Origin of the sequence: Mycobacterium sp. DL99, assembly GCF_004762045.1 — a bacterium.
Lineage (GTDB): Bacteria > Actinomycetota > Actinomycetes > Mycobacteriales > Mycobacteriaceae > Mycobacterium.
This window is the reverse complement of sequence record NZ_SJOM01000007.1, coordinates 3,858,805-3,885,280: the sequence shown is the minus strand read 5'-3', so window position 1 is coordinate 3,885,280 and position 26,476 is coordinate 3,858,805. Positions and strand designations below refer to the sequence as shown.

The 26,476-nt window shown below is 67.1% G+C and carries 22 protein-coding genes; 14 read left to right on the top strand and 8 right to left on the bottom strand.

Annotated elements, in window-relative coordinates:
- Positions 1-9 precede the first annotated feature (9 nt).
- From murC to EYZ64_RS19050, 9 genes are all read left to right on the top strand, one after another.
- Positions 10-1,428 carry a UDP-N-acetylmuramate--L-alanine ligase gene (gene murC, locus EYZ64_RS19095; protein ID WP_502703022.1) on the top strand — a complete coding sequence of 473 codons (1,419 nt, stop codon included), beginning with the start codon at positions 10-12 and terminating at the stop codon, positions 1,426-1,428.
- Complete coding sequence (locus EYZ64_RS19090) at positions 1,425-2,384, top strand: cell division protein FtsQ/DivIB (protein WP_502702977.1); 960 nt, start codon at positions 1,425-1,427, stop codon at positions 2,382-2,384. Before murC ends, EYZ64_RS19090 begins: the two co-directional genes overlap by 4 nt.
- Before the next feature lie 180 nt (positions 2,385-2,564).
- Complete coding sequence (ftsZ, locus tag EYZ64_RS19080) at positions 2,565-3,725, top strand: cell division protein FtsZ (protein ID WP_039321525.1); 1,161 nt, start codon at positions 2,565-2,567, stop codon at positions 3,723-3,725.
- 34 nt (positions 3,726-3,759) lie between these two features.
- Complete coding sequence (gene pgeF, locus EYZ64_RS19075) at positions 3,760-4,470, top strand: peptidoglycan editing factor PgeF (protein ID WP_135455702.1); 711 nt, start codon at positions 3,760-3,762, stop codon at positions 4,468-4,470.
- Positions 4,471-4,503: 33 nt separating this feature from the next.
- Positions 4,504-5,337, top strand: coding sequence for a YggS family pyridoxal phosphate-dependent enzyme (locus EYZ64_RS19070; RefSeq protein WP_135455700.1), 834 nt, complete (start codon positions 4,504-4,506; stop codon positions 5,335-5,337).
- Positions 5,334-5,975, top strand: coding sequence for a cell division protein SepF (locus EYZ64_RS19065; RefSeq protein WP_135455698.1), 642 nt, complete (start codon positions 5,334-5,336; stop codon positions 5,973-5,975). The genes EYZ64_RS19070 and EYZ64_RS19065 overlap by 4 nt, the downstream gene beginning before the upstream one ends.
- Before the next feature lie 178 nt (positions 5,976-6,153).
- A complete protein-coding gene (locus tag EYZ64_RS19060; protein ID WP_036449468.1) occupies positions 6,154-6,444 on the top strand; it encodes a YggT family protein in 291 nt (96 codons plus the stop codon).
- Positions 6,445-6,651: 207 nt separating this feature from the next.
- Complete coding sequence (wag31, locus tag EYZ64_RS19055; protein ID WP_135455696.1) at positions 6,652-7,473, top strand: DivIVA-like cell division protein Wag31; 822 nt, start codon at positions 6,652-6,654, stop codon at positions 7,471-7,473.
- A gap of 72 nt (positions 7,474-7,545) precedes the next feature.
- Positions 7,546-7,911: a hypothetical protein gene (locus tag EYZ64_RS19050; protein ID WP_135455694.1), complete on the top strand. Its 366-nt coding sequence runs from the start codon at positions 7,546-7,548 to the stop codon at positions 7,909-7,911.
- Here the strand turns inward: EYZ64_RS19050 and EYZ64_RS19045 are convergent.
- From EYZ64_RS19045 to EYZ64_RS19025, 5 genes are all read right to left on the bottom strand, one after another.
- On the bottom strand, positions 7,908-8,588 hold the full coding sequence (locus EYZ64_RS19045) for a phosphoribosyltransferase (RefSeq protein ID WP_135455691.1): 681 nt from the start codon (positions 8,586-8,588) through the stop codon (positions 7,908-7,910). The genes EYZ64_RS19050 and EYZ64_RS19045 overlap by 4 nt on opposite strands.
- A 47-nt stretch (positions 8,589-8,635) precedes the next feature.
- Positions 8,636-9,358 carry a type 1 glutamine amidotransferase gene (locus EYZ64_RS19040; protein WP_135455689.1) on the bottom strand — a complete coding sequence of 241 codons (723 nt, stop codon included), beginning with the start codon at positions 9,356-9,358 and terminating at the stop codon, positions 8,636-8,638.
- A gap of 58 nt (positions 9,359-9,416) precedes the next feature.
- A complete protein-coding gene (locus tag EYZ64_RS19035; protein WP_135455687.1) occupies positions 9,417-10,625 on the bottom strand; it encodes a cytochrome P450 in 1,209 nt (402 codons plus the stop codon).
- 107 nt (positions 10,626-10,732) lie between these two features.
- A complete protein-coding gene (locus EYZ64_RS19030) occupies positions 10,733-11,383 on the bottom strand; it encodes a response regulator (RefSeq protein WP_135455685.1) in 651 nt (216 codons plus the stop codon).
- Positions 11,376-12,998, bottom strand: a complete 1,623-nt coding sequence (locus EYZ64_RS19025; protein WP_135455683.1) for a sensor histidine kinase — start codon at positions 12,996-12,998, stop codon at positions 11,376-11,378. The genes EYZ64_RS19030 and EYZ64_RS19025 overlap by 8 nt, the downstream gene beginning before the upstream one ends.
- Positions 12,999-13,065: 67 nt before the next feature.
- Here EYZ64_RS19025 and EYZ64_RS19020 point away from each other — a divergent pair, with 67 nt between their 5' ends.
- The 5 genes from EYZ64_RS19020 (at position 13,066) to EYZ64_RS19000 (ending at position 20,643) form a co-directional block, all read left to right on the top strand.
- Positions 13,066-14,049, top strand: a complete 984-nt coding sequence (locus tag EYZ64_RS19020) for a Bug family tripartite tricarboxylate transporter substrate binding protein (RefSeq protein WP_135455681.1) — start codon at positions 13,066-13,068, stop codon at positions 14,047-14,049.
- Positions 14,046-14,531, top strand: coding sequence for a tripartite tricarboxylate transporter TctB family protein (locus EYZ64_RS19015; RefSeq protein ID WP_210115536.1), 486 nt, complete (start codon positions 14,046-14,048; stop codon positions 14,529-14,531). Before EYZ64_RS19020 ends, EYZ64_RS19015 begins: the two co-directional genes overlap by 4 nt.
- Complete coding sequence (locus tag EYZ64_RS19010; RefSeq protein WP_135455677.1) at positions 14,532-16,073, top strand: tripartite tricarboxylate transporter permease; 1,542 nt, start codon at positions 14,532-14,534, stop codon at positions 16,071-16,073.
- Positions 16,070-16,462 (top strand): universal stress protein, encoded by a 393-nt coding sequence (locus tag EYZ64_RS19005; protein ID WP_135455675.1) that lies wholly within the window; start codon positions 16,070-16,072, stop codon positions 16,460-16,462. The genes EYZ64_RS19010 and EYZ64_RS19005 overlap by 4 nt, the downstream gene beginning before the upstream one ends.
- A 119-nt stretch (positions 16,463-16,581) precedes the next feature.
- Entirely contained in the window at positions 16,582-20,643 is a 4,062-nt protein-coding gene (locus EYZ64_RS19000) for a bifunctional nitrate reductase/sulfite reductase flavoprotein subunit alpha (RefSeq protein WP_135455672.1), read from the top strand.
- 21 nt (positions 20,644-20,664) lie between these two features.
- Here EYZ64_RS19000 and EYZ64_RS18995 read toward each other — a convergent pair whose 3' ends face one another.
- From EYZ64_RS18995 to EYZ64_RS18985, 3 genes are all read right to left on the bottom strand, one after another.
- On the bottom strand, positions 20,665-23,265 hold the full coding sequence (locus EYZ64_RS18995; protein WP_135455670.1) for a LuxR C-terminal-related transcriptional regulator: 2,601 nt from the start codon (positions 23,263-23,265) through the stop codon (positions 20,665-20,667).
- A gap of 122 nt (positions 23,266-23,387) precedes the next feature.
- Entirely contained in the window at positions 23,388-24,494 is a 1,107-nt protein-coding gene (locus EYZ64_RS18990; protein WP_135460117.1) for a catalase family protein, read from the bottom strand.
- An 8-nt stretch (positions 24,495-24,502) separates the two neighbouring features.
- Positions 24,503-26,365, bottom strand: coding sequence for a peroxidase family protein (locus tag EYZ64_RS18985; RefSeq protein WP_135455668.1), 1,863 nt, complete (start codon positions 26,363-26,365; stop codon positions 24,503-24,505).
- Positions 26,366-26,476 lie beyond the last annotated feature (111 nt).

Here is a 26,476-nt window from a genome sequence, read left to right as displayed (position 1 = left end):
CGGGTGCACATGGTCGGGATCGGGGGAGCCGGGATGTCGGGCGTGGCCCGCATCCTGCTGGACCGGGGTGGCCTGGTGTCCGGCTCGGACGCCAAGGAGTCGCGTGGCGTGGTGGCCCTGCGGGCCCGCGGTGCCGAGATCAGGATCGGCCACGACGCGTCGTCGCTGGATCTGTTGCCCGGCGGGCCGACCGCGGTCGTCACCACCCACGCCGCGATCCCCAAGACCAACCCGGAACTGGTCGAGGCCCGGCGCCGCGGAATCCCGGTGATCCTGCGCCCGGTGGTGCTGGCCAAGCTCATGGCCGGTTACACCACGTTGATGGTGACGGGCACCCACGGTAAGACCACCACCACGTCGATGCTCATCGTGGCGTTGCAGCACAGCGGTTTCGACCCGTCCTTCGCCGTGGGCGGTGAACTGGGCGAGGCAGGCACAAATGCCCATCACGGCAGCGGGAAGTGCTTTGTCGCCGAGGCTGACGAGAGTGACGGCTCGCTGCTGGAGTACACCCCGAATGTCGCGGTGGTCACCAACATCGAGGCCGACCACCTGGATTTCTTCGGCAGTGAGGAGGCCTACACCGCGGTGTTCTCCGCGTTCGTCGACCGCATCGCGCCGGGCGGTGCCCTCGTGGTGTGTACCGATGATCCGGGAGCCGCTGCCCTCGCCGAACACACTGCCTCACTGGGTATCCGGGTGTTGCGGTACGGCAGCACGCCCGCCGACGATCTGGCCGGCACCTTATTGAGCTGGGAGCAGCAGGGGACCGGGGCGGTGGCCCACATCCAGCTCGCCGGTGAGCCGCACCCGCGCGCGATCCGGCTCGCGGTGCCCGGCCGGCACATGGCGCTCAACGCACTCGGTGCGCTGCTGGCCGCCATCGAGGTGGGCGCACCCGCGGAGGCCGTTCTCGACGGACTGGCCGGATTCGAGGGTGTGCGGCGGCGTTTCGAGCTGGTGGGCTCACTCGGCGGTGTCCGGGTCTTTGACGACTATGCGCACCATCCCACCGAGGTGCGGGCCACCCTCGAGGCGGCCCGGACCGTGGTGGACCAGACCGGCGGCCGCGTCCTCGTCGCCTTCCAACCGCATTTGTACTCGCGCACAGCGACTTTCGCGACCGAGTTCGGATCGGCGCTGAGCGCTGCCGACGAGGTCTTCGTGCTCGACGTCTACGGCGCGCGTGAGCAGCCACTGCCCGGCATCAGCGGCGCCACCGTCGCCGAGCATGTCAGCTCGGCGGTCACCTATGTTCCGGATTTCTCGGCGGTCGCCGCCGCGGTGGCGGCTTCCGCGCGCCCCGGTGACGTGGTGCTCACCATGGGTGCCGGCGACGTGACCATGCTGGGCAAGGAGATCCTGACCGAACTCGGCATCAAGGAGAACCGCAGTGCCCCGGGCCGTCCCCCGATGGGTGCGCCGTGACCGAGACGGGTTCTGACGGTCCCGAGGAGGCGACCGACGTTCCCGGCGAGGCTTCGACCGAGGCTTCCGCATCCGGCCCGGCTGGGTCCGATGTGCCGCCCGCGACTGAGACCGATACGCCGCCCGAGGCGGAAGGCGATTTCGAAGGCCCGCGCCGGCGTGCCCGGCGCGAGCGCGCGGAGCGACGAGCCGCGCGGGACCGGGCAGTGGCGATCGAACATGCCCGCCGTGAGGCCAAGCGCAAGGTGGTCGGGCAGTCTGCAGACGCTCCGAATGCTGTGACCCGCAGCACTATTCGTGGCCTGAAGGTGTTGCTGTGGTCTGCGCTGGCGAGTGTGGTCGCGGTGGCGTTGGGTCTGGTTCTGTACTTCACGCCGGTGATGTCGGCGCGGAATGTCGAGGTCAGTGGTGCGGCCGCGGTGCCGCAGGAGCAGGTGCTGGCCGCTGCCGCGGTGGCACCGGGCACGCCGCTGTTGCAGGTCAACACGGACGCGGTCGCCGAGCGGGTGGCCACGATCCGCCGCGTCGCCACGGCACGGGTCCAGCGTGAGTATCCCTCGACGCTGAGGATCACGGTCGTCGAGCGGGTTCCGGTGGTGGTCAAGGACTATCCCGACGGTCCTCACCTGTTCGACCGCGACGGTGTGGATTTCGCCACCGAGCCGCCACCGCCGACGCTGCCGTACCTGGACGCCGACAATCCGGGCCCGACGGATCCGGCGACCAAGGCCGCGCTCGAGGTGATGTTGGCCCTGCCGCCCGATGTCGTGGCACAGGTGGGCCGGATTGCCGCGCCGTCGGTGGCCTCGATCGCGCTGACGCTCGCCGACGGCCGAGTGGTGGTGTGGGGGACCAACGATCGGACCGACGAGAAGGCGCTGAAGCTGGCGGCCCTGCTGACCCAGCCGGGTCATACGTATGACGTGTCCAGCCCGGATCTGCCGACTGTCAAGTAGATCCGCGGAAAATTGCCGCGCGGCGCGTCGGCGCGCCTGCCGCGATCACCGGCGTCGGCCCCCTACCGTTCTGTTTGCGCGGAACTACTTGACATAACTCTAAGCCTATGGTTGAGGTTGAGGGTTTGCAGGAGGAGAGTTCGGCGGCCATGAACACCCGACCTGGGAGGAAGACGATCCATGACCCCCCCGCATAACTACCTAGCGGTAATCAAGGTGGTTGGTATCGGCGGCGGCGGTGTCAACGCCGTCAACCGGATGATCGAACAGGGCCTCAAGGGCGTCGAGTTCATCGCCATCAATACCGACGCACAGGCACTGCTCATGAGCGACGCTGACGTCAAGCTCGACGTCGGCCGCGATTCCACCCGCGGACTCGGCGCCGGGGCGGACCCCGAGGTGGGCCGCAAGGCCGCCGAGGACGCCAAGGACGACATCGAGGAGCTGTTGCGCGGCGCCGACATGGTTTTCGTCACCGCGGGCGAGGGTGGCGGCACCGGAACCGGTGGCGCGCCCGTCGTCGCATCGATCGCGCGCAAGCTCGGCGCGCTGACCGTCGGTGTAGTGACGCGGCCGTTCTCGTTCGAGGGCAAGCGGCGAAGCAACCAGGCCGAGAACGGGATTCAGTCGTTGCGCGAGAGCTGCGACACCCTCATCGTCATCCCCAACGATCGGCTGCTCCAGATGGGCGATGCCGCGGTGTCGTTGATGGACGCGTTCCGCAGCGCCGACGAGGTGCTGCTCAACGGTGTTCAGGGCATCACCGACCTGATCACCACACCCGGCCTGATCAACGTCGACTTCGCCGACGTCAAGGGTGTGATGAGTGGGGCGGGCACGGCGTTGATGGGTATCGGCTCGGCACGCGGCGACGGCCGTGCGCTCAAGGCGGCCGAGATTGCGATCAACTCACCGCTGCTGGAAGCGTCGATGGAAGGTGCGCAGGGCGTGCTGCTGTCGGTGGCCGGCGGTAGCGACCTGGGTCTGTTCGAGATCAACGAGGCCGCCTCGCTGGTGCAGGATGCGGCCCATCCCGAGGCCAACATCATCTTCGGCACGGTGATCGACGATTCGCTCGGCGACGAGGTTCGGGTCACGGTCATCGCGGCCGGCTTCGACAGCGCCGGCCCCAGCCGGAAGCCGGTGGTCAGCCCCAGCGCGGCACAGACCCAGCCGATCGCCTCGGCGCGGGCGGGCAAGGTGACCACGTCGTTGTTCGAGCCGACGGACGCGGTGAGCGTCCCGGCACACACGAATGGCGCCACCGTGAGTGTCGGTGGCGACGGAGACGGCGGGATCGCCGACGACGATGTCGACGTGCCGCCCTTCATGCGGCACTGAGCCGGGCCCGGCGGCGGGTTCGGATACTGGGATTGTGAGTGTTCGTATTCGGCGGGTGACGACAACCCGCGCCGGCGGCGTCTCGGCACCGCCCTTCGATTCCTTCAACCTCGGCGACCACGTCGGCGACGATCCGAGGGCGGTGGCCCAGAACCGGCGACGGCTGGCCGCCGCCGTCGGGGCCGATGCGCTGGTCTGGATGAATCAGGTACACAGCGACCACGTGGTCACCGTGGACGGCCCGCGAGACACGGCGGTCGATAATGCCGACGCATTGGTGACGACGACGCCGCGTTTGGCATTGGTCGTGGTGACCGCCGATTGCGTCCCGGTATTAATGGGCGACGCGCGCGCCGGGGTCATCGCAGCTGTCCATGCCGGGCGGGTCGGCGCCCAGAAGGGCATCGTCGCCCGGACCCTGGAGGCGATGGTGGCCGCCGGTGCGCATCTCGGTGATATCTCGGTGCTGCTCGGCCCTGCGGTCAGCGGCGCCAATTACGAGGTGCCCGAACAGATGGCGGCCGAGGTGGAGGCCGTCCTGCCCGGCTCGCGCACCACCACCTCGCGGGGTACGCCCGGTTTGGACCTCAGAGCCGGAATTGCCCGGCAATTAACGGCTTTGGGTGTCACCGCGATTGGTGTGGACCCGCGGTGCACGGTCGCCGACCGCGCACTGTTCAGCCATCGCCGGGACGCACCGACCGGACGTCTGGCGAGTGTGGTGTGGATGGAGCAGTCCCGATGAACGATCCCAGAATGAACCTGGAGTGAGGGTGAGATGAGCACCGTGCAGCGCGGGCGTGACGCGGATCGGACGGCCGAGTTGACCGCCGCGCTCGGTGCGGCGCGGGCGCGCCTGGCGCGTGCCGCAGAATCGGTCGGGCGAAATGTCAATGAAATTGAATTACTTCCGATTACGAAATACTTTCCGGCCTCCGATGTCATTATTCTCAATCAATTAGGGTGCCTCGCTTTTGGTGAATCCCGCGAACAAGAGGCCGCCGATAAAGTCGGTTCTGTTCGCGCCGAATTGCCGGACGTGCCGATTCGCTGGCACATGGTGGGGCGCATCCAGCGCAAGAAGGCGCGGGCCGTCGCGGGGTGGGCGCACACCGCGCACTCGGTCGACAGCATGCGTCTGTTGACCGCGCTGGACCGGGCCGCAGGGGAGGCGCTGGCCGCTGGTGGGCGGGCGCAGCCTCTGCGGGTCTACATCCAGATCAGTCTCGACGGGGACACCGAGCGGGGTGGTGTCGATGTGAATGCCCCCGATCTCGTCGACGAAATCTGTGGTTCAGCGAACGCCGCCGAGGGGTTGGAGTTCGCCGGTCTGATGGGAATCCCGCCACTGGAATGGGATGCCGACGACGCGTTCGCGCGGCTGGCCGCCGAGCGGGAGCGGGTACAGCGCGACTACCAGCACCGGCTCGAACTGTCGGCGGGGATGTCCGGAGATCTCGAAAGTGCGGTCAAACACGGATCGACGTGTGTGCGTGTCGGTACCGCGCTCATGGGGCAACGCCCGCTAACGTCACCCGCAGTAGTCACTCCAGTCACATCTTCATCACAGACACCACCACCCCCACAGTCCGCAGAAGGGTCGCCGAGATGAGCACACTGCACAAGGTCAAGGCCTACTTCGGCATGGCGCCGATGGAGGACTACGACGACGAGTATTACGAGGACGACGACCGCGGAGCTGCCCGCAGCTACGCCCGGCGCCCCCGTGACGAGCGCTTTGAAGAGGACGGCTACGGCTACGAGGCCCCCGAGTACGACGAGGGCCCGGCCTATCGGGGCGGCTACCCGGGTGGTGGTTTCGCCGACGAGCAGCGGTTCGACGCGCGGATGCGCGCCCCCCGCGAATTCGACCGTCCCGCACCGCGTCTCGGTGCACTATCCGGATCTACCCGCGGCGCGCTGGCAATGGACCCCCGCCGGATGGCGGAGCTGTTCGAAGCGGGCAGCCCGCTGGCGAAGATCACCACGCTGCGGCCCAAGGACTACAGCGAGGCGCGCACCATCGGCGAACGGTTCCGCGACGGCACCCCGGTGATCATGGACCTGGTCTCGATGGACAACGCCGACGCCAAGCGGCTGGTCGACTTCGCCGCCGGTCTGGCGTTCGCGCTGCGCGGCTCCTTCGACAAGGTGGCCACGAAGGTCTTCCTGTTGTCGCCCGCAGACGTCGACGTCAGCGCTGAGCAGCGACGTCGGATCGCCGAGGCCGGCTTCTACGCGTATCAGTAGCGCGGCGACGTCCGTCGCGGCACCGTGACGCCGCTGCGCGTACCGGACGCCCAGATGGGGCCCGGGTAGGCTGGCGGCGTCGCAATATCGGTTGACCACGTCATCTGTGTGAGATGTGTCCGGCCTACGGCGACCTGTATCCAATGTCACACATCCTGCTGTAGTGAGGTCGGCTCAGTTGTCGCTGTTCTTCGAAATTCTCGGTTTCGCGCTGTTCATCTTCTGGCTGCTGCTCATCGCGCGCGTCGTCGTCGAGTTCATCCGGTCCTTCAGCCGCGACTGGCACCCCAAGGGGCTGACCGTCGTGGTGCTGGAGCTCATCATGACCGTGACCGACCCGCCTGTGAAACTTCTGCGGCGGCTCATTCCCCAGCTCACGATAGGCGCCGTGCGGTTCGACCTGTCGATCATGGTGCTGCTGCTCGCGGCGTTCATCGGGATGCAGCTGGCGTTCAACGCGGCGATGTAGACCTTCGATGTACGTGGGTCGGGCAGACGCGATCTCGGCGTTTGCCGAATGGTCCACAATTGCGTAAGAAGATTGAAATTCGTTCTTAAAAATAGGCCTCCACTGCAACCGCCGGGTCTGGTGTGACAGGATGGACTCCAGTTGCGATCAAGCAAGGCTTTACACTTTGAGATCGGTTGACGGTCCAAGACTTCAAGGGGGCAGACAATGCCGCTCACACCAGCGGACGTCCATAACGTCGCGTTCAGCAAGCCGCCCATCGGCAAACGTGGCTACAACGAGGACGAGGTCGATGCCTTTCTCGATCTGGTTGAGAACGAGCTGACTCGGCTCATCGAGGAAAACGCCGACCTCCGGCAGCGGGTGTCCGAGCTCGATCAGGAGCTGGCATCGGCGCGGGCCGGCGGTGGCGCTCAGTCCACCCAGTCCATCCCGCTCTACGAGCCGGAGCCCGAGCCGACCCCGGCGCCCCAGCCGGTGTACGAGGCCCCGCCGGTGCCGGTCGCCCCTGCCGCGCCGCCGAGCGAAGACACCGCCGTACGTGCCGCCCGGGTGCTCAGCCTGGCGCAGGACACCGCCGATCGTCTGACCTCCACGGCCAAGGCCGAGTCGGAGAAGCTGCTCTCGGATGCCCGCGCCCAGGCCGACGCCATGGTCAGCGATGCCCGCAAGACCGCCGAGACCACGGTCTCGGAGGCGCGCACGCGCGCCGACGCCATGCTGGCCGACGCGCAGACCCGCTCGGAGACCCAGCTGCGTCAGGCTCAGGAGAAGGCCGATGCCCTGCAGGCCGACGCCGAGCGTAAGCACTCGGAGATCATGGGCACGATTAATCAGCAGCGCACGGTCCTGGAGGGCCGCCTGGAGCAGCTGCGCACGTTCGAGCGTGAGTACCGGACGCGTCTGAAGACCTACCTGGAGTCTCAGCTGGAAGAGCTGGGCCAGCGCGGTTCGGCCGCGCCGGTTGATTCCAGTGCCAACAACGACTCGGCTGGTGGTTTCAGCCAGTTCAACCGCGGCAATAATTAACCGGCAAGACTGACGTCCTCGCACTGTCGTGAACCGGCCCGATCTCGGGCCCACCACACTTAGGGTTGAACGATGTTGATCATTGCGCTCGTGCTTGCCGTCATCGGCCTGGCCGCGCTGGTGACCGCTGTGGTCACCAGCAATGAGCTGATCGCCTGGGTCTGTATCGGTGCCAGCGTGATCGGTGTGCTGCTGCTGATCATCGACGCATTGCGGGAACGCTCGCGCGGAACGAAGACCGGTGACGACGAAGACGCGGTCGCGGCCGCTGATGAGGCCGGCGCCACCGAGACGACCGAGACCTTCGACGCGGTGGATGCGCCGGTGGATTATCCCGATGACCTGGTCGCCGAGCCTGAGTCAGATGTCGCCGTGGAGTCCGACGCCGCTGATGTGGACGTCGAGGCCGACGATTCCGCCGAGAAGTACAAGAACTAACTCTCGCCTGGTCCCGTGGTGGACTCAGCCAGCAGGCAGCGCACCTCGTCGTCGCTGACCTGGTGGAAATCCACGAACGCTTGACCCACCGCTTCGAACATGGGCGGGGTACTCATGCACACCACGTCGTCGGCCTCATCCCGTAGTTGATTGCTCAGGGTGGGTGGGCCGACCGGTACCGCCACCACGACCCGCCGGGCCGCCCGCACAGCGCGGACCGCGGCCAGCATGGTGGCCCCGGTGGCGATGCCGTCGTCGACCAGGATCACCGTCCTGCCGGGAAGTTCGGGCGCCGGACGTCCTCCGCGATAGGCCTGTTCCCGGCGTTCGATTTCGGCGGTCTCGCGCCGGATGGTCTCGACAATGGTGTCTTCATCGATACCGAGGCGATCCACCAGTCCGTCGTTGATCACCAGACCGCCGCCGGAAGCCACCGCACCCATGGCGAGCTCCGGCCATTGGGGCACGCCCAGCTTGCGGACCACGAAGATATCCAGCGGCGCGTGGAGGTGGGCGGCGACTTCCGCGGCGATCGGGACTCCGCCCCGGGCCAGGCCCAGGACGAGTACGTCGGGTCGGTCCCGATACGACACCAGCTGTTCGGCCAGGACCCGGCCCGCTTCGTGGCGGTCCTGGTAGATGCGATCTCTGCCGGTTCGCAGACTCCAGGCGTTCATCAGCGCTGTTGCCGGCTCTCGAAAAATTCTGCCGGCTAGATGCCAGCCTACGTCGACGGCTGCGCCCGGACCACCCGGTTCAGGAAGCCGCGGACCAGCGTGCGCAGCCGGGCGGCCGCGTCGTCGGTGAATTCCTTTGTTTGCAAGCGCAATTCATCGTGGCTGCGGCCGATGTCGGCCGCGGAGCCCTCGCGGTCGTGGGCCAACCAGACTTCCAACAGCTCCGAATCGAGTTCGGGGTGGAACTGCAGCGCCAGCGCCGTGCCCAGGATGAACGCCTGTGAGGCGTCGGGTGTCCGGGCGATCTCGGTGGCCCCGGGCGGAAGGGTCCAGCGGTCGAAATGCCACTGGAACCACGGGCCACCCGGAACCACCTGATCGTCGTCGCTGGCCACGTCGTACCAGCCGACCTCGGGCGCGGGCGACCTGCCGACCGAACCGCCGAAGGCCTGCGCGATGAGCTGTCCACCGAAGCACACCCCGAGCACGCCGACGCCGGCCTCGACCGCGCTGCGCACCATGGCCATCTGGGCTCCCACCCAGGTGTCGACCAGGGCTTCGTCATAGACCGACCAGCGAGCGCCCAGCGGAACGATCACGTCATAGCGGGTCGGGTCGGGGAGGGTCACCTCGCCGGCGGGGTCGTCGTCCCGCTCGGGGGCCACGACGTCGAACGTGTCGATGTCGAATCCGCATTCGGCGAAGACTGCGGCCAGCATGGCCTCGGTGGCCGTTCGGTCGTTGCGCAGGAACAGAACCTTCGATGTCACGCCGTCATTATCTCGGTACCCCGCCGGCGGTCGTATTTCAGGTCCAGTTTTTGGACCTTCAGGCTGCCTCGAAGGTCACGGGCAGTGAGGCGGGCCCCGTAATCCCGGTCATCGGTTTCCATCGGGCTCGGCCGACACAGCGTGGGTTGTGCAGCTTTCGGGTCAGCACGCGCAATGCCTCGGTGAGTTCGACCCTGGCCAGGTGAACGCCGAGACAGTAATGCAGCCCGCCGCCGAACGTCATCATGGCCGGCGGGCCGATCCGGTTGACGTCGAACCGGTCCGGGTCGTCGTACACCTGTGGATCGCGGTTGGCCGCAGCGAAGTTCACGACCACATGGGTTCCGGCCGGGAAGATGAGGCCGGCCAGTCCGACATCCTCGCGGGCGGTCCGGACGCTGCTCAGGGCGATGGGGGTGTGCCGAAGGAGTTCGTCGACGAAAGTTGGTGCCATGTCAGGATTCTCGGCCAGCAGGAGCCACTGGTCGGGGTAGTCGCACAGCACCTGGACAGCTGCCGCGAGTTGATTGCGGGTGGTATCCGTGCCGGCCAGCAGGACGCCACCGGCCAGCATCTGCAGCTCGGAGTGGGTCAGCCGGTCTCCATCGACCTTGGCCCGGATCAGGTCGGACAACAGATCGTCGGTGAGGGTGGTGCTTCGGTGGGTCACCATGGCGTCGACGTAATCGTCGAGTTGCAGCCAGGCCGTTTCGACCGTGTCGGCGTGGCCGCCGAGATTCCAGCTGAACATCTTGAAGATGTCATCGGCCCATCGGGAGAACAGATGCCAGTCCTGGCGCGGTGCGCCGAGCAGCGCGCAGATCACCGGGATCGGGTATTGCATGGCGATATCGGTCACCACGTCGCACCGCCCCTCGGACAGGCAGGGGTCGGTGAGCTCGGTGACGATGTCGATGCAGGCCTCCCGCAGCTTCTCGGCGCTGCGGGGTGCGAACGCCTTGGCGACCAGTCGGCGCAGCCGAGTATGTGATTCGGCGTCGATGCCCAGCAGGCTGCTGTTGGCGCGGTCCCACAGCGGGCCCGAGGTGATTCCCTGGGCAGCCAGGAACATGCCTCTGGGCACCTCGAATCGTGCGTCGCGCAGCGCGGTGCGCACGAGGTCGTAGGTCAGTAGTTCCGGGCCGTGCGGTCCCATCGCGATCGGGGCGTGGGCGCGGGCCGCTGCGATCAGCCGGTGCACTTCCTCGGGGTCGGTCTCGTGTTCGTAGTCGAGTGTGGGAAGGGCGGCGTTGGTTACCGGGGTCATGACAGCCTCCGCGTGATCGGGCCAGGACCTGCTGATGTCGATGCTGGTCTGTCGGCTGCCGCGGGTCGTGAGTAGCGCGCTACGTCAGTTCCGCGGTTCGGATGCGGTCACCTCGCCCGGTAGCGCCGCGCGGGGCGGCCGGCACCGTACTGCAACCGCAGCTCAAGCGCGCCGGTGCTCAGGTAGTACTCCAGGTAGCGGCGCGCGCTGACCCTTGAAATACCCACCAGTTCAGCGCATTCGGCGGCTGATACCTCGCCCGCGCCGCGAACCGCATCCATGACCAGTCGGCCGGTCTCGGCTCCGAGCCCCTTGGGCAGGACGGCGGCCGGCCCACCGAACAGGGCGTCGATGGTCGATTGATCCGCGCCGCCCTCAGCCGCGAGTGCCTCGGCACGCGCGGCGAAGGCCACCAGTTTCGCCTGCAGCTGATCGAAGTCGAACGGTTTGATCAGGTAGTCGGCGGCCCCGCCGTCCAGCGCGCCGCGCACCGTGTCGAGTTCGCGGGCTGCGGTCACCATGATGACGCCGACGCGGTTGCCCTCGGCGCGCAGCCGTCGCAGCACCTCCAACCCGGTCATGTCCGGCAGGTAGACGTCGAGCAGGATCAGGTCGGGACCAAGTTCGGCCGCGACCGCGAGGGCCTCGGTTCCGTTGTGTGCCACTGACACCGTGCGGTATCCGCCGACGCGGTCGACGAAGCGGCGATGTATTTCGGCGACCATGAAGTCGTCGTCGACGACAAGTACGTCACGCATGGAGCCGCACCACGAACAGCGCGCCGCCGCCTGGGGCGTCGGTCACTTCGACGTCTCCGCCGTGCTGGGCGGTCACCAGGCGTACCAGGGCCAGCCCGATGCCCCTGCCGCCGGGGACGTCGGCCTTGGAAGTGACTCCGCGGGAGAAGATGGTCTCCCGAAGATCTTCGGGCACACCGGGTCCCGAATCCGAGACGGCCAGCAGCAGCCCGGCCGAGTCGTCGATGCGCACAGTCACCTGTGCTGTTGCCGAGCCGACGGATACGTCCACGGCGTTGTCGATCAGATTGCCCAGCAGTGTGATCACGTCGGTCGCCAGGGCCGGGTCGAGCGGGCTGAGATGACTGTCGTGGGTCAGGGCGAGGGCGACCCCGCTCTCGGCGGCCAGCGACGTCTTGGCGATCAGCAGTGCGGCCACCGCGGGATCGGAAACATGTTGAGTGACAGCCGCGTTGATCTCAGCACGGCGCCGGGTCAGGGCGCCCACCAGGTCTCGCACCGCATCGAATTCGGCCAGTTGCACCAGTCCGGAGATGGTGTGCAGCTGATTGGAGAACTCGTGGGTCTGCGCCCGCAGGGTGTCGGTCACGCTTCGGTGTGAGGACAGTTGTGCCTGCAGTGCGGCGAGCTCGGTGCTGTCGCGCATGGTGGTCACGGTACCGATGCTCCTGCCCTGGCTGCGGGCCGCGCGGCGGTTGAGCGCCAGCACCCGGGTCCGGGTGGTGATCACCACGTCCGAATCGTCGGCGCGAGTTCCCTCGCCGGACAACAGGAATGACACCACCGCGGGTTCCAGACCGACCTCGTCGGCACGGCGGCCGACCGCGTCTGCGCCGATGCTCAGTAGATCGGATGCGCTGTCGTTGATCACCGTGATGACTCCCTCGTTGTTCACCGCGACCACGCCCTCACGGATGCTGTGCAACAGGGCTTCCCGGTGATCGGCCAGGCTGGCGATCTCGGCGATGTCCAGACCACGGGTGTGGCGGTTGATGCGACGCGACAACAGCCACGACGCAAGCATCCCGAGCGTCGCGCCCAGTCCGAGGTAGATCAGCAGCCGTTCGCCGGCCCCGCCCAACAACTCCCACATCGACGGGTAGCGCTCGCTGACCGAGACGATCGCCAGCACCGCACCGTCGGCGCCCAGGACGGGCACCTGGCCCACCAGTCGATGCGTGCCGTTGACGTCGGTGTCGCCGGACCAGGCGCGGCCCTCATCGGCGCGGGTGGTGCTCAGGTCGAGTCGTTGCCCGACGCGCGCCGGATCGGACGACACACGCACATTTCCGGCTGGATCGGCGATCTCGGCCAGCTCGGCGCCCGACAGCGCCACCGCGCGGTCGACCTCGGGTGCCAGCACCTGGGTGGCGAACGGGTCGTCATACCGGTCCCGGACGATCGGGGTGGACGCCATGTTCTCGGCGACCGCGATCATCCGCTGCCCGCGGACATCCCGGAACTCCCGGTTGGACTGCGCCACCGACACCGCGGCCACCGCGATCAGTACCACCGCGACGACCAGCAGTTGGAACACCAGGAAGCGCGCGGCCAGGCTGCCGCCCCGCAACAACCGTGACCGCGCGACTGGTGAACGCCCGACCGGTGAACTCAACGAACAAAACTTCCTTTGCGTCCGAATGGGTGACCTGCGTCACTTCAGGGGTCCAGTATTGCTGACCATGAGGTTTCGACGTCTAGGCGCCGCGCTGATGGTGGCCGTGGTCGCACTGATGCTGATGACGGCGTGCGGCGTCACCCGAGGTGACCAATCCCGCGGCCTGCACCGGCTGCGCATGATGGTGCCCAACAGCCCGGGCGGCGGCTATGACCTGACCGCACGCACCGCGGTGAAGATCATGGAAGACACCGATATCACCGGGCGTGTCGAGGTATTCAATGTCATCGGGGCCGGCGGCACCGTGGCGATGGCCCGGCTGATGAACGAAAACGGCAACGACGACCTCATGATGATGATGGGGCTGGGTGTGGTGGGAGCCGTGTACACGAACGGGTCCTCGGCGCGCGCCTCCGACGCCACTGCCCTGGCCAAGATGGTCGAGGAGCAGGAAGGCATTCTGGTGCCCGGGGATTCGCCGTTCCGCACCATCGGCGAGCTGGTTGCGGCATGGAAGGCCGATCCGGCCAAGGTCACGATCGGTGGCGGATCCTCGCCGGGTGGACCGGATCACCTGTTCCCGATGGAAACCGCACGCGCGGTCGGAGTCGACCCGCGCAAGGTTAACTACATCACCTACGACGGCGGCGGTGACCTGCTGACGGCCCTGCTGGGCAAGAAGATCGCGGCGGGCACCACCGGGCTCGGCGAGTTCGTCGACCAGATCGAGGCCGGGCAGGTCCGAGTGCTGGCGGTGTCGGGGGCCAAACGCGTCGAGGGGATCGATGCGCCCACCCTGACCGAGGCCGGTATCGACCTCACGTTCACCAACTGGCGCGGAATACTCGCGCCGCCAGGAATTTCAGATGAGGCGAGGGGTGCGATGGTGCGCGCCCTGACCGATCTGCACGGCACCCAGCAGTGGCGCGACGCGCTGGTGAAGAACGGCTGGAGTGACGCGTTCAGCACCGGCGCGGACTTCGAACAGTTCCTGCGTGATCAGGATAAGCGCGTCTCGACGACGCTGACCGAATTGGGGTTGTTGTGAAGGTCGACAAGGCCCAGTATCTGGTGTGCGCGGTCCTGGTGGCCGTCGGCGGATTCCTGATCTATGACGCGCTCACCTTGACCGGCGGGTTCGCCAAGGTCGATCCCGTTGGGCCGCGGGCATTTCCACTGGGGATCGGGGTCATCCTGATCGCGCTCGCGATAGTCCTCGCGCTCGCGATACCGCGCGGATCGGTCGGTGAGGCGGACGCCGGTGAAGACGTCGACCCGAACATGCCGGGGGACTGGCGCACGGTGGGACTGCTGGTCGGACTGTTCGTGCTGGTGATCGTTCTGGTCAAGCCGTTGGGATGGGCCATCACTGGTGCGCTGCTGTTCGCCGGGGCGGCAACGATTCTCGGCAATCGCCACTACACCCGAAACCTCGCGATCGGCACGGTGCTGTCGGTGGCGAGCTTCTACGCGTTCTACGCCGGGCTCGGAATTCCGCTGCCCGCAGGCATTCTGGACGGGATTCTGTGAATGGGTAACTTCGAATGGTTGCTTCAGGGGTTCGCCGAGGCCGCGACCCCGATGAACCTGATGTACGCCGTGATCGGTGTGCTGCTGGGTACCGCAGTCGGCGTGCTGCCGGGTATCGGTCCGGCCATGACGGTCGCCCTGCTGCTGCCCGTCACCTACAACGTCAGCCCCAGTGCGGCTTTCATCATGTTCGCCGGGATCTTCTACGGCGGCATGTACGGCGGGTCGACCACCTCGATCCTGCTGAACACCCCGGGTGAATCCTCGTCGGTGATCACCGCGATCGAGGGCAACAAGATGGCCAAGGCCGGCCGGGCCGCGCAGGCGCTGGCCACCGCCGCGATCGGCTCCTTCGTCGCAGGAGCGATCGGCACCGCGTTGCTGGCCGCCTTCGCGCCGCCGATCTCGCGGTTCGCGGTAACCCTCGGCGCGCCTTCCTATCTGGCGATCATGTTGTTCGCCCTGGTCGCGGTCACCGCCGTGCTCGGATCTTCCAAGCTGCGCGGCGCGATCTCGCTGTTCCTCGGTCTGGCGATCGGGGTGGTCGGCATCGACTTCCTCACCGGTCAGCCGCGCGCCACCTTCGGCCTGCCGCAGTTGTCCGACGGCATCGACATCGTGGTGATCGCGGTGGCGATCTTCGCACTCGGCGAGGCGCTGTGGGTGGCGGCGCATCTGCGCCGCCGGCCGGCCGACGTGATCCCGGTGGGGCGGCCGTGGATGAGTCGCGAGGATTTCGGCCGGTCGTGGAAGCCGTGGTTGCGTGGCACCGCCTACGGCTTCCCGTTCGGCGCGCTGCCGGCCGGTGGTGCCGAGTTGCCGACGTTCCTGTCCTACATCACCGAGAAGCGGCTGTCGGCGCACCCCGAGGAGTTCGGCAAGGGCGCCATCGAGGGTGTGGCCGGACCCGAGGCAGCCAACAACGCCTCGGCGGCGGGCACCCTCGTGCCGATGCTGTCGCTGGGGCTGCCCACCAACGCCACGGCCGCGGTGATGCTGACCGCGTTCGTGTCCTATGGGATTCAGCCCGGGCCGACGCTTTTCGAGAAGGAACCGCTGCTGATCTGGACCCTGATCGCCAGCCTGTTCATCGGCAACTTCCTGCTGCTGGTGCTCAACCTGCCGCTGGCGCCGCTGTGGGCCAAGCTGCTCCGCACACCCCGGCCATACCTGTACGCGGGCATCCTGTTCTTCGCCACCCTGGGGGCGTTCGCGGTCAACGTGCAACCCCTGGATCTGGTCCTGCTGCTGGTGTTCGGGCTGCTGGGTTTGATGATGCGCCGATTCGGATTGCCGGTGCTGCCGATGATCATCGGGGTGATCCTGGGCCCTCGCATCGAACGGCAATTGCGCCAGAGCCTGCAGCTCGGCGGCGGCGACTGGACCAGCCTGTTCACCGAGCCGGTCGCGATCATCACCTATGTGCTCATGGCCATCCTGTTGTTGATGCCGTTGGTGCTCAAGCTGATGCACCGCAGTGAGGAGACGCTGTTGATCGTCGAGGATGATGCGGATCAGCAGGAGAAGGCGGCCCAGGCATGATCGTCGTCGGCTACACCGCGGACGCCTTCGGCATTGCCGCCGTCGAGCACGGTATCGCCGAGGCCGCCCTGCGGGGCACCAGCCTGCTGGTGATCAACGCGACCTCGGGCGAGGCCTATGTGGATTCCCGGTTCGCCCGATCCGGTCAGGTCCACGATGTCGAGGAACGGTTGCGGGAGAGTGGCGTGCCGTTCGAGTTGCGCCAGCCGGTGGGGGTCGACGCGGCCACCGAACTGCTCGATGCGATGGAGGCCGCCGACGCTGAGTTGCTGGTGATCGGCATCCGGCACCGCAGCCCGGTGGGCAAGTTGTTGCTCGGCAGCGTGTCGCAACAACTGCTGCTGGAATGCCCGAAACCGGTGCTGGCGGTCAAGCCCACACATCACTGATGCACTCTGACCTGGGATGTTGCCCCTCACACGGGGCATCTACGGGTGGTGAGCATCAGTTTTCGTGGCGATAACGTCGCCGGAAAGATCCGACAACACCCTCACCAGATGATGGGGGCATGGCGGACGGCGCGGCCCCGGGTTCGGTCCCGGACAAGACACACCGGACGGCGTGTTCGTACTGTGGCGTCGGATGCGGCATCGAGGTCACTACCAGGGTCGATGACGGCCGCACGGTGATTGCCCGGGTCAGCGGCGACAAGCTGCATCCCACGAATTTCGGCCGGCTGTGCACCAAGGGGGCGATGCACGCCGAGATGATGGCCGCTGACGAAGATCGGCTCCAGTCCGCTTTGCTGCGGCCCACGCGTGCGGATGAACTGATGCCGACACCGGTGGACGACGCGGCAGCCGAGGCGGGACGCCGGCTGCGGGCCATCGTCGACGAGCACGGACCCGATGCAGTCGCGCTCTATGTGTCCGGCCAGATGACGCTGGAGGCGCAGTACCTGGCCACCAAGCTCGCCAAGGGATTCCTGCGTACCGTGCACATCGAATCGAATTCCCGGTTGTGCATGGCGAGTGCGGGCACCGGCTTCAAACAGTCGCTCGGCTCCGACGGGCCGCCGGGCTCCTACACCGACTTCGACCGGGCCGACCTGTTCTTCGTCTCCGGTGCGAATATGGCCGACTGTCATCCGATTCTGTTCCTGCGCATGGCCGATCGGCTCAAGGCCGGAGCCAAGCTGATCGTCGTGGACCCGCGCCGGACGGCGACCGCGGAACGCGCCGACCTGTTCCTGCAGATCAAGCCGGGAACCGATCTGGCGCTGCTCAATGGCCTGCTGCATCTGCTGGTCGAACGAGGCGACGTCGATCATGAGTTCATCGCCGAACACACCACGGGTTGGGACGCGATGCCGGAATTCCTGGCCGGCTACCCACCGGCCCGGGTTGCCGAGATCACCGGAATCCCCGAAGCTGACATCCGCACCGCCGCAGCGATGATCGCCGAGGCCGGGGAGTGGATGAGTTGCTGGACCATGGGTCTCAACCAGAGCACACACGGAACCTGGAACACCAACGCCATCTGCAACCTGCATCTGGCCACCGGCGCGATCTGCCGCCCCGGCAGCGGTCCGATGTCGTTGACCGGTCAGCCCAACGCCATGGGCGGCCGGGAAATGGGTTACATGGGACCGGGTCTGCCCGGCCAGCGGTCTGTGCTCGCGGCCGATGACCGTGCGTTCGTCGAGACCCGGTGGGGTGTCGAACCCGGCACCATCCGCTCCGCGGTGGGCCCGGGCACCATCGGCATGTTCGAACAGATGGAGCAGGGCCAGATCAAGGCCTGCTGGATCATCTGCACGAATCCCGTTGCCACCGTGGCCAACCGGAAGACCGTGATCAACGGCTTGGAGGCCGCCGAGCTGGTCGTCGTCCAGGACGCCTACCGGTCCACGGCGACCAATCACTACGCCGACGTCCTGCTGCCCGCTGCGTTGTGGGCGGAATCCGAAGGCGTCATGGTCAATTCGGAGCGCAACCTGACCCTGCTGTCCCCGTCGGTCGCCCCACTGGGGCAGGCCCGACCGGACTGGCAGCTGATCTGCCAGGTGGCCGCGCATCTCGGGTTCGCCGAACACTTCGCTTACCGGTCCGCGGAAGAGGTCTTCTCGGAGATCCGCGGGTTCGCCAACCCGAAGACCGGATATGACCTGCGCGGCGCCGACTACGAGCGGCTGCGCGAGACCCCGTTGCAGTGGCCGGTCCCACCGGTCGACGGCCCCGGTGGGGAGGACGACCGGCACCCCATCCGCTACCTCAACGACGGCGTGAGCCAGGACCTGTTCGTCGACGCCGACGGTAACCGGCCCCGGCTGGCCTTCCCGACGCCGTCGCGGCGGGCTGTCTTTTTCGCCCGGCCGCACATGGATGCCGCGGAACTGCCCGATGACGATTATCCGATGGTGCTCAACACCGGTCGGCTGCAACATCAATGGCACACCATGACCAAGACCGGCAAGGTGGACAAACTCAACAAGCTCAATCCCGCTCCGTTCGTCGAAATCCACCCGCTGGACGCCCTGGAGCTCGACATCGTGGAGGGGCAGCCGGTCGAGCTGACGTCCCGGCGTGGGCGCGCAGTGCTCCCCGCGATGTTGTCGGATCGGGTGCGGCCGGGCAACTGCTTTGCGCCGTTTCACTGGAACGACGAACACGGCGAGTACCTGACCGTCAATGCCGTGACCAACGATGCTGTCGACCCGGACTCGTTGCAGCCGGAGTTCAAGGTGTGCGCAGTCAGCCTGCGTCCGGTCCTGACGGTCGACGGGACCCCGGCGCTGCATCCGCTGGCGGCCGAGATGGGGTTGAGCGCCGCACACAAGCCGTCCCTGAGTCAGGACGAAAAGATCTATCTGGCCGGATTTTTCACCGGCCTGCCGGACGCCCCCGTGGGCATGCCGGTAGTTCCGGCGGCAGCGCCGCTCAGTGCCAAGGTGCGGCTGTGGGTGGACGGGATGCTGGCCGGACGCTATTCGCGGGCCGGCGGCGGTGCGCCGGGCGAGAGGTCGGTGCCCGGCGGGCCGCTGGTGTTGTGGGCCTCGCAGACCGGCACCGCCGAGGAATTCGCGGCGGGGCTGGCGGGCCGCATCGACGGGGCTTCGTTGGTCAACATGGACGACCTCGCGCTGGCCGACCTTGCCGCCGCACGCGACATCCTGGTGGTCACCAGTACGTTCGGTGACGGGGGCCCACCGGACAACGGCGCCGACTTCTGGAGCCGGCTGCAGGCCCCGGACGCCCCGCAGCTGCACGGTGTCCGCTATGCGGTACTCGGCATCGGTGACAAGTCCTACGACAACTTCTGCGGGCACGCCAAATCCCTGGACCAGCGGCTGGCCGATCTCGGTGCCACCAAGCTGCTCGAGCGCGCCGACTGCGAGGCCTACGATGACGAGCCGTTGCGGCGCTGGGCCGATTCGGTTACCACAGCGCTCGCCGGTGCCACGCCCGTCCCGGCCATCGCCGGCGGAGGTCCCGGCACCGTCATCCGCACCGAGTCTGACGAATTCACCAGGGCCAAGCCGATTTTGGCCGTACTGGCGCGCAACGAGCTGCTGACGACGTCGACCGCGGCCAAGGAGGTCCGTCAGTTCGGCTTCGACATCTCCGAGTACGACGTGAGTTATTCGGTCGGTGACTCACTGGGCGTCTATGCCAGCAACGATCCGGCCGTGGTCGACTCCTGGCTGGCGGCCACCGCACTCAACCCGGACTCGGTGATCGAGGTCGACGGTGTGGAGCAGTCGCTGCGCGATGCCCTCATCTCGTCATACGACATCTGTAGGGTGACGCCGGACCTGTTGCGGTTCGTCGCGGAGTCCTGCACGGACAAGTCCGCGGCCAAGATCCTGCGCAATTCCGGTGAGCGGCGCAGCAATTGGATGCGCAACCGCAACGGCCTCGACGTCGTGAGCGAGTTCGCGGTGCGCGCGGAGCCCGAACAGTGGCAAGAGGTTCTGGTCCGGCTGACCCCGCGCAACTACTCGATCTCGTCGAGCCCGCTGGTCAGTCCGCACGAGGTCCAGCTGACGGTGTCGGTGGTGCGCTACCGCGGTGCCGGCGGCTCGGCCCGGGGCGGAGTGTGTTCCACCTTCCTGGCCGGCCGCGCCGCGGCCGCGCCGGTGTTCCTGCAGCGGTCACCGCATTTCCGGCCGCCCGAGGACGCGGGCACGCCGATGATCATGGTCGGCCCGGGTACCGGCGTGGCGCCCTTCCGGGGATTCCTGCAGGAGCGCCGGGCGCTGGGGCACGGCGGTCGCAACTGGTTGTTCTTCGGCGATCAGCACCGCCGCGAGAACTTCTACTATCGCGACGACCTGGAGGACATGGTCGAGGACGGCTTTCTGAGCCGGCTGGATCTGGCGTTCTCCCGCGATCAGGCCGACCGGGTGTACGTGCAACACAAGATGCTCGACCGTGGGGCCGAGGTATGGCGCTGGCTCGATGACGGTGCCCACTTCTACGTCTGTGGTGACGCCTCCCGGATGGCCAAAGATGTGGACACCACGCTGACCACGATCCTGCGCACCCACGGTGCGATGTCCGAAGACGCCGCGCGCGACTACAAGCGGGAACTGGTCGCCCAGAAGAGGTACGTGCGAGACGTGTATTGAGCTCGCGTCATTGAACTCCAGTTACCGGCCCAGGTCGTTCCAGACGATCTTGGCGAGTTCATCACGGTCGGCCACGCCGAGCTTGATGCAGGCCCGGTAGATGTGTCCCTCCACGGTGCGGACCGAGACGGTGAGCCGTTCGGCGATGTCGCGGTTCGACAATCCCTGGGCCACCAGTCCGGCCACCTCGCGTTCTCGCGCGGTGACCGGCAGCGGGCGCGCGGCCGATCGGATCGCCGGGGTGGCGGCGCCGCCGCACTTGGACGCCAATTGCAGTGCGTGCGCGGCGGATTCGGTGCTGTTGCGGCGATGCCCGGCCTTGTCGTGCAGGGGCACCGCCTGAGCGGCGGCGTCAGCCGCCGACAGCAGCAGACCGACCTCCTCGAACGCGCCGGCCACCTTGTCCAGTTCGCTCGGGTCGGCGGCGGTCACGGCCGCGGCGTGTCGTGCGTAGAGGGCGGGCAGCGGCCCCTCCGTCCGGTCGACCAGGTCCTGCAGGCGGCGGGTCACGCTGCGGTCGCCGAAGCGTGCCGCGCTGTGCAGGGCCTCGGCCTCGACCGCGAACTGGCCGGACGAGTGCGCCGCATCGGCGGCCGCCCGGGCCAGGTCGATCGCCGAGCGGTGTCCGCCCTTGGCTGCGGCCAGCCAGGCCTTGGCGATCATCCGGAGGGGCTCGTGCAGTGCCATGAACTCGCCCGAGTGTTCCTTGGCATCCTCGAGCACCCGCTCGGCCTCGGCGGGGTTGCCCACCCCGGCGTATGCGCGGGCCAGTAGCAACCGGCCGGGCAGCTGCCAGGGCAGGGAGCTCTCGGCGTTCAGCGCGGCCAGGGCCTGTTCGATCGCCAGGATGGCGTCGCGGAACCGGCCGCTGTGCGTGGCCGCCACGCCTTCCATGATCTTGGCGATGGCCCAGCCGGCGAACTGGCCGGCCGAGGAGAATTCGGCGTACTCGGTGGCGCGCTGCTGGGCCAGATCCAACCGGCCGGTGTACGCCAGAGCCAGCACCTCGCCGTAGAACACCATGATCCGGACCATGCCGTCGGTGGTCTTGCGCTCGGTGCGGCACCGCGATGCGATCGGCAGGAAATCGTTGCCGCGACCGATCAACGGCATCGACAGGCCGGCCGCGAACGCCGCGAAATCCACCGCCTGCCGGGGCGCCTCAGGGTTTGCCAGCACCCGTTCGGCGATCTCCAGCCCCTCGGGAATCTTGTTCCGGTGAACGGCCATGCCCGCGCCGGTCGCATCGACGATCAGTCGGAGGGTCGGATGGGTGACCCGCTCCCGCAGGAGAGCCAGCACCTGATCCGCGCGCACCACATCGCCCATTGACCAGAAGAGGTTGGACAGTCGGGGAATGCCCCACTGCACGAGCTCCATCTCGTTGAGGTCGGCAGGGGAGAACTGCTCGAGGATGGCGTCGGCCTGTACCGGGTGGCCCTGCCACAACAGCGCGCGGGACAGTAGTGCAGCTGCGCTCAGGCCACCGCCGTGGGCGAAGGCCGCACGGGCCAGTTTCTCGCCGAGCGGAAGGTTGGACAGGAACACCGCATCCTTGGCGGCCGTGATCAGCAGTTCGATGTCGGTGCCCTGGTCGCTCTCGATGGCCAACTCGGCCAATTTGATTCGGCTGGCGGGCGAATCGAGGTTGCGTTCGTGCAGGATCTTGGCGATCCGGCCCCGCAGCTTGCGGGCCGACGCGGTGCCGACCCGGCGGCGCACCGCCTCGCCGAACAGTGGGTGGCTGAACCGAACATTGATCTGACCGTCGTCGGCGACGATCCGGATCAGGCCGCGCATCTCGGCCGCATCCACCGCTTCCTCCCCGGCCAATTCGGCCAGGGCATCGATGTCCAGGGGTTCGCACAGGGCCAGCAGTTTCAGTGCGTGCAGCACATCCTCACCGGCGTGCGCCAGGCGCTCGTCGAGCAGTTCGACCAGCCCGGACGGGATGACGGTGGGGCCGCGGAACTGCCACACCCCGTTGACCTTGGTCAACGTGCCCGCGTCGACGGCGCCCTCGACCATGTTGCGCAGGAACAGCGGGTTGCCGCCCGAGGTCTCCCACATCACGTCGGCGCTGAGCCCTTCGAGGGTTCCGCCGAGCACGGTTTCGATGAGAGCGATGCTCTGCTGCTTGGTGAACGGGCTGAGTTCGAAGCGCTGGAGGTAACCGTCTTTCCACAGTGAGGTGACGGCGTCGGGTACCGGCTCGCCGGTGCGGACCGTGGCCACCACGTGGCCGGAGCGCTCGACCGCGATCTGGTGCAGCAGCGTCGCCGACAGCTGGTCCAGCAGGTGGGCATCGTCGATTCCGACGATGGTGTCACCGTCGGCCACAAGGGATTCGCGTGCCGATCCGATGAGCGCGATGGGGTCTCGCGATCCCGACGACGACACCCAGTGGGCGAACGCGCCGAGCGGGATGCTGCGCGACGATTCGGTGCATGCGGTCCAGTGCACCTTCCGGCTCAACGATGCGGTGACGGTGCGCGCCAACGTGGTTTTGCCGACTCCGGCAGCTCCGACGAGGACGACTCCGCAGCTGTCCGTCCCGCTGAGGGCGGCCCGAATGGCCTCGTGCTCGGCGGGCCGGTCCAAAAGCTGCCACTGACCAGGCATGAATCCTGAGTCTAGGGGTACCGGGGCCGGATCGCTGCCGAACAAGGGGTCGACGGGGCGGTGTGTGTCGGCGGTGGAGGCGAATGTTCTTCCCATTGCAAGCATTTCCCGTTCGCTGAGGGTCAATCCGGAAGTTCGGCAATGTTGGCCGGCTCGTGCCGGTCGATGTGATTCATCTGGTGCCGGAAGTCGCTCGATGCCTCGTACACCTTGCGCTTCAACCGATTGATGGATCCCAGAGGCCGGTGTGCCTCGAGGCCGCGCCACGAGTTGAAGGACAGCACGTCGTCGCCGTACGCGCGGCGCAATGCGCTGTAGGGGTTCTGCTCGGGGAACACCACCTTGGCGACCGGTAGGTACGGGGATTTCCAGGGCTTCGTGGCGTCCTCGATCGGCATCTCCTTGGTGTCGAGGCACAGCTGCACGCTGAATGTGTATTCCGCGGAGTGCTTTTCGAAGAACGCCATGATCAGATCGCGGTGCTCATCCTGGCCGGGATTACGCGGAAGGGTCTGGTCGGCAAGCGCTTTCACCTCCGGTGAGGTGGGTTCGTATTTGAATCGCGCCACATAGTCGCCATAGCGGATCGGGGCGGAGGAGTAGAACGTCTCGCCCAGGATCGGACGGTTGGGCGCGACGAACACGGCCAGATTGGGCGGTATCGGCAGCCCGATCTTCTGGAGCGCGCCGAGCAGTTCACTGCCTGCCCACAGCGCGCCGTCGGACAACCGGGCCAGCAAGGTGGCGCTCAGCATCCCCAGCGTCCGGTAGGCATGGGCATCGGCGAACAGGAATTCCTCGTGGGTGACGAGCACGAAGTCCTGCGTGACATTCGGTGCATCGCCCATCGCGCGCTCGCCGTGCACGCCGATGGCTTTGATGCCGAGTCCGCGCACGCCGCGGTTCTTGTCGCTGCGCAGTACCCCCGAGGTGGTTGAGATGCGGGCGATCACCGGGAAGCTGCGCGCTTCGGCGAAAATTCCCTGGGCGAGCACCTCCGGCAGATCCGGATTGACGATGAGCTCGCCGCGCAGGATGGCGTGACTCTTGGCATGCGCGTCCCGCAGCCCGTGCTTGAACTTCTTGTACGCCCGTTCGTTGTTCTTGTGCAAGGCCTTGATGATCTTCTCGATGTCCTTGGCTTCGCCGGCCTTGGGTTGCTCGAGACTGTCGCGGTAGCGAACCGGGTCGAGGCTCTCTGCGAGGCGACGTACGTCGGCGGGGGCCATGGCTTCGGTCATGCGGATGCCTTTCTGGTGGGGGAGACGGGGTTCCAGGGGGCGAACGGGTTGGCGACCCCGGCCAGGGCCGGGGATAGTTCGGGAAAGTGGCGCAACAACACCGAGCGCATGTCGTTGTCCCGCACCCAGTTCATGCCGGCGACGGTGTAGGTCTCGTCACGGAAGTCGGTGGTGAAGAAGCGGTCGCTTTCCAGCCGACGGGTGGCCATCAGGATGAACACCCGGAACGCGGTGTCGCTGAAGCCGAATCCGGGCGGTTTGGGCTCGGCGTAGAGGCCGATCATCAGGTCGACGAGGTCCACGTCGTCGTCGTAGACCTCGCGCAGCTCGGCGGCCAGCACCGTCTCACCGGTCAGCTCCTCGAAAGTCTTCACCGGCCTGAGCCGGAACAACTCCCGGAACTGGTTGTAGCGCGGCACACCTCGTTCCCGGGACCGGATCAGGTCGATCGTGGCCAGATCCATCAGGGTGCCGTCGACGCGATGCATATGCTGCAGGTGCCGCGGGAAGTTGTGCAGCGACAACGCCCCGGGGTGGGCGCGACCGAAGGAGTAGAACAGGTCGGCCATCGGGCTTTCGGACAGCCGGGCACGCACATTGAGCACCGACAGTTCAGGAAGCTCGTGCTGAGCGGTGACGTGGTCGTCGGCCAGCGAGCGGAAGGTGAACTCGTCAGGGATCAGCGGGTGCATCCGGTACACCGCGACGAACTCCTCGGTCAACGAATACGGCACGCCGTGATGTGTGGTGGGTGAGCCGGGGATGCCGTGCAGCAGCGGACTGATGCTGATCCGACCGATGCTGTGTCGGAACCGGCGGCCCAACCGCTCGCCCAGCAGCCCGAACCAGTTGACGCGCATGGCCGTCACCGTCGTCGGGTGCGCGATGATGGCCGGCGTCCAGTCCACGGTGTGGATCTTGGCCATCAATGCGGAATTGACCAGGCGGGCCTTGTCGTAGAGCTGTTGGCCGGTGAGATAGGGGTACGCCTGGGCCAGGTGGTCGCAGATGGCGTTGTGCTCGCGCATGAACAGCGAGTGCAGCAGGGCCAGGCCCACCCAGAAGTTTCCCGCGGTGCCGGTCAGGTCGGCCGTCGCCTCGACCTCGGGCGGCGGCAGACCCGCGTCGTCGATACGCAGCTTGCCCTTATCGGGTGCGCGCAGGGCACGGGCGAATGCCGGTGTGGTCCCGTAGATCTGGGAGGCGTCCCACCAATGCGACTCCTGCGTGACGAAGGTTGGCGGCCCGACGGGACTGGGGTGGGGATCGGGCGGCGTGCGTTCGACCCGCATCGGTCGCTGGGGCCACGGGTCGTCGTCGTGCAACGGCACCACCCAGGGCTGGGTGGGGACCGAGCCGTGGGCGAACCAGTCGTGGACCTCGAACTGAATCCACGCCGCGGCCAGGAGATTCAGTGTGGTCGCGGGCTGAAAACTGTCGCGGGTCAGCAGGGTGCGGCTGATCAGCCGCGGGTTGGGTTCGAGCAGTTGCTGGGCGGATTCCGGATAGGAGTATTCGGGTGGGACGTTCCGGCCGAACCGGCAACCCACCGCACCCATCCTCGGGTCGCTGAGGTCGTTGTAGGAACCGTCGCGGGTGCGGGCGCCCAGGTAATTGCCGATGTCGACGGGTCCGCTCGGTGGGATCGGGGCAGGTTCGGCGGCATACAGATTCGACGCCCGCAGCTGGTGCCGCAGTCCGATCAGTACGGCCAGACCGACGATCTTGGGAAGGCGTGCCCAGCCCACCGACTGGTCGATGCCCTGAGCGATCCGTGCCGCGAGTGTGACCGTCACCGATCGGGACCGGGACCAGACCGCGGCGATGAACGCAGGAGCCTGTCTCGCCGTGGTCACCATTCGTTGTTTCCCTCCGGTGAGGATGTGCTGCCTCCCGAAACACGATTGTTGTTCACCGGGACAGGAATGACATGAGTAGTGGGCTACTCGATCCGACCTTGCTGATCGGTG

What these genes read in the sequence shown, in the direction of transcription:
- murC (WP_502703022.1), top strand. Translation starts at nt 10, where the DNA reads ATGGTCGGGATCGGGGGAGCCGGGATGTCGGGCGTGGCCCGCATCCTG.
- ftsZ (WP_039321525.1), top strand. Translation starts at nt 2,565, where the DNA reads ATGACCCCCCCGCATAACTACCTAGCGGTAATCAAGGTGGTTGGTATC.
- EYZ64_RS19070 (WP_135455700.1), top strand. Translation starts at nt 4,504, where the DNA reads ATGAGCACCGTGCAGCGCGGGCGTGACGCGGATCGGACGGCCGAGTTG.
- EYZ64_RS19065 (WP_135455698.1), top strand. Translation starts at nt 5,334, where the DNA reads ATGAGCACACTGCACAAGGTCAAGGCCTACTTCGGCATGGCGCCGATG.
- wag31 (WP_135455696.1), top strand. Translation starts at nt 6,652, where the DNA reads ATGCCGCTCACACCAGCGGACGTCCATAACGTCGCGTTCAGCAAGCCG.
- EYZ64_RS19050 (WP_135455694.1), top strand. Translation starts at nt 7,546, where the DNA reads ATGTTGATCATTGCGCTCGTGCTTGCCGTCATCGGCCTGGCCGCGCTG.
- EYZ64_RS19045 (WP_135455691.1), bottom strand. Translation starts at nt 8,588, where the DNA reads ATGAACGCCTGGAGTCTGCGAACCGGCAGAGATCGCATCTACCAGGAC.
- EYZ64_RS19035 (WP_135455687.1), bottom strand. Translation starts at nt 10,625, where the DNA reads ATGACCCCGGTAACCAACGCCGCCCTTCCCACACTCGACTACGAACAC.
- EYZ64_RS19030 (WP_135455685.1), bottom strand. Translation starts at nt 11,383, where the DNA reads ATGCGTGACGTACTTGTCGTCGACGACGACTTCATGGTCGCCGAAATA.
- EYZ64_RS19020 (WP_135455681.1), top strand. Translation starts at nt 13,066, where the DNA reads ATGAGGTTTCGACGTCTAGGCGCCGCGCTGATGGTGGCCGTGGTCGCA.
- EYZ64_RS19010 (WP_135455677.1), top strand. Translation starts at nt 14,532, where the DNA reads ATGGGTAACTTCGAATGGTTGCTTCAGGGGTTCGCCGAGGCCGCGACC.
- EYZ64_RS19005 (WP_135455675.1), top strand. Translation starts at nt 16,070, where the DNA reads ATGATCGTCGTCGGCTACACCGCGGACGCCTTCGGCATTGCCGCCGTC.
- EYZ64_RS19000 (WP_135455672.1), top strand. Translation starts at nt 16,582, where the DNA reads ATGGCGGACGGCGCGGCCCCGGGTTCGGTCCCGGACAAGACACACCGG.
- EYZ64_RS18995 (WP_135455670.1), bottom strand. Translation starts at nt 23,265, where the DNA reads ATGCCTGGTCAGTGGCAGCTTTTGGACCGGCCCGCCGAGCACGAGGCC.
- EYZ64_RS18990 (WP_135460117.1), bottom strand. Translation starts at nt 24,494, where the DNA reads ATGGCCCCCGCCGACGTACGTCGCCTCGCAGAGAGCCTCGACCCGGTT.
- EYZ64_RS18985 (WP_135455668.1), bottom strand. Translation starts at nt 26,365, where the DNA reads ATGGTGACCACGGCGAGACAGGCTCCTGCGTTCATCGCCGCGGTCTGG.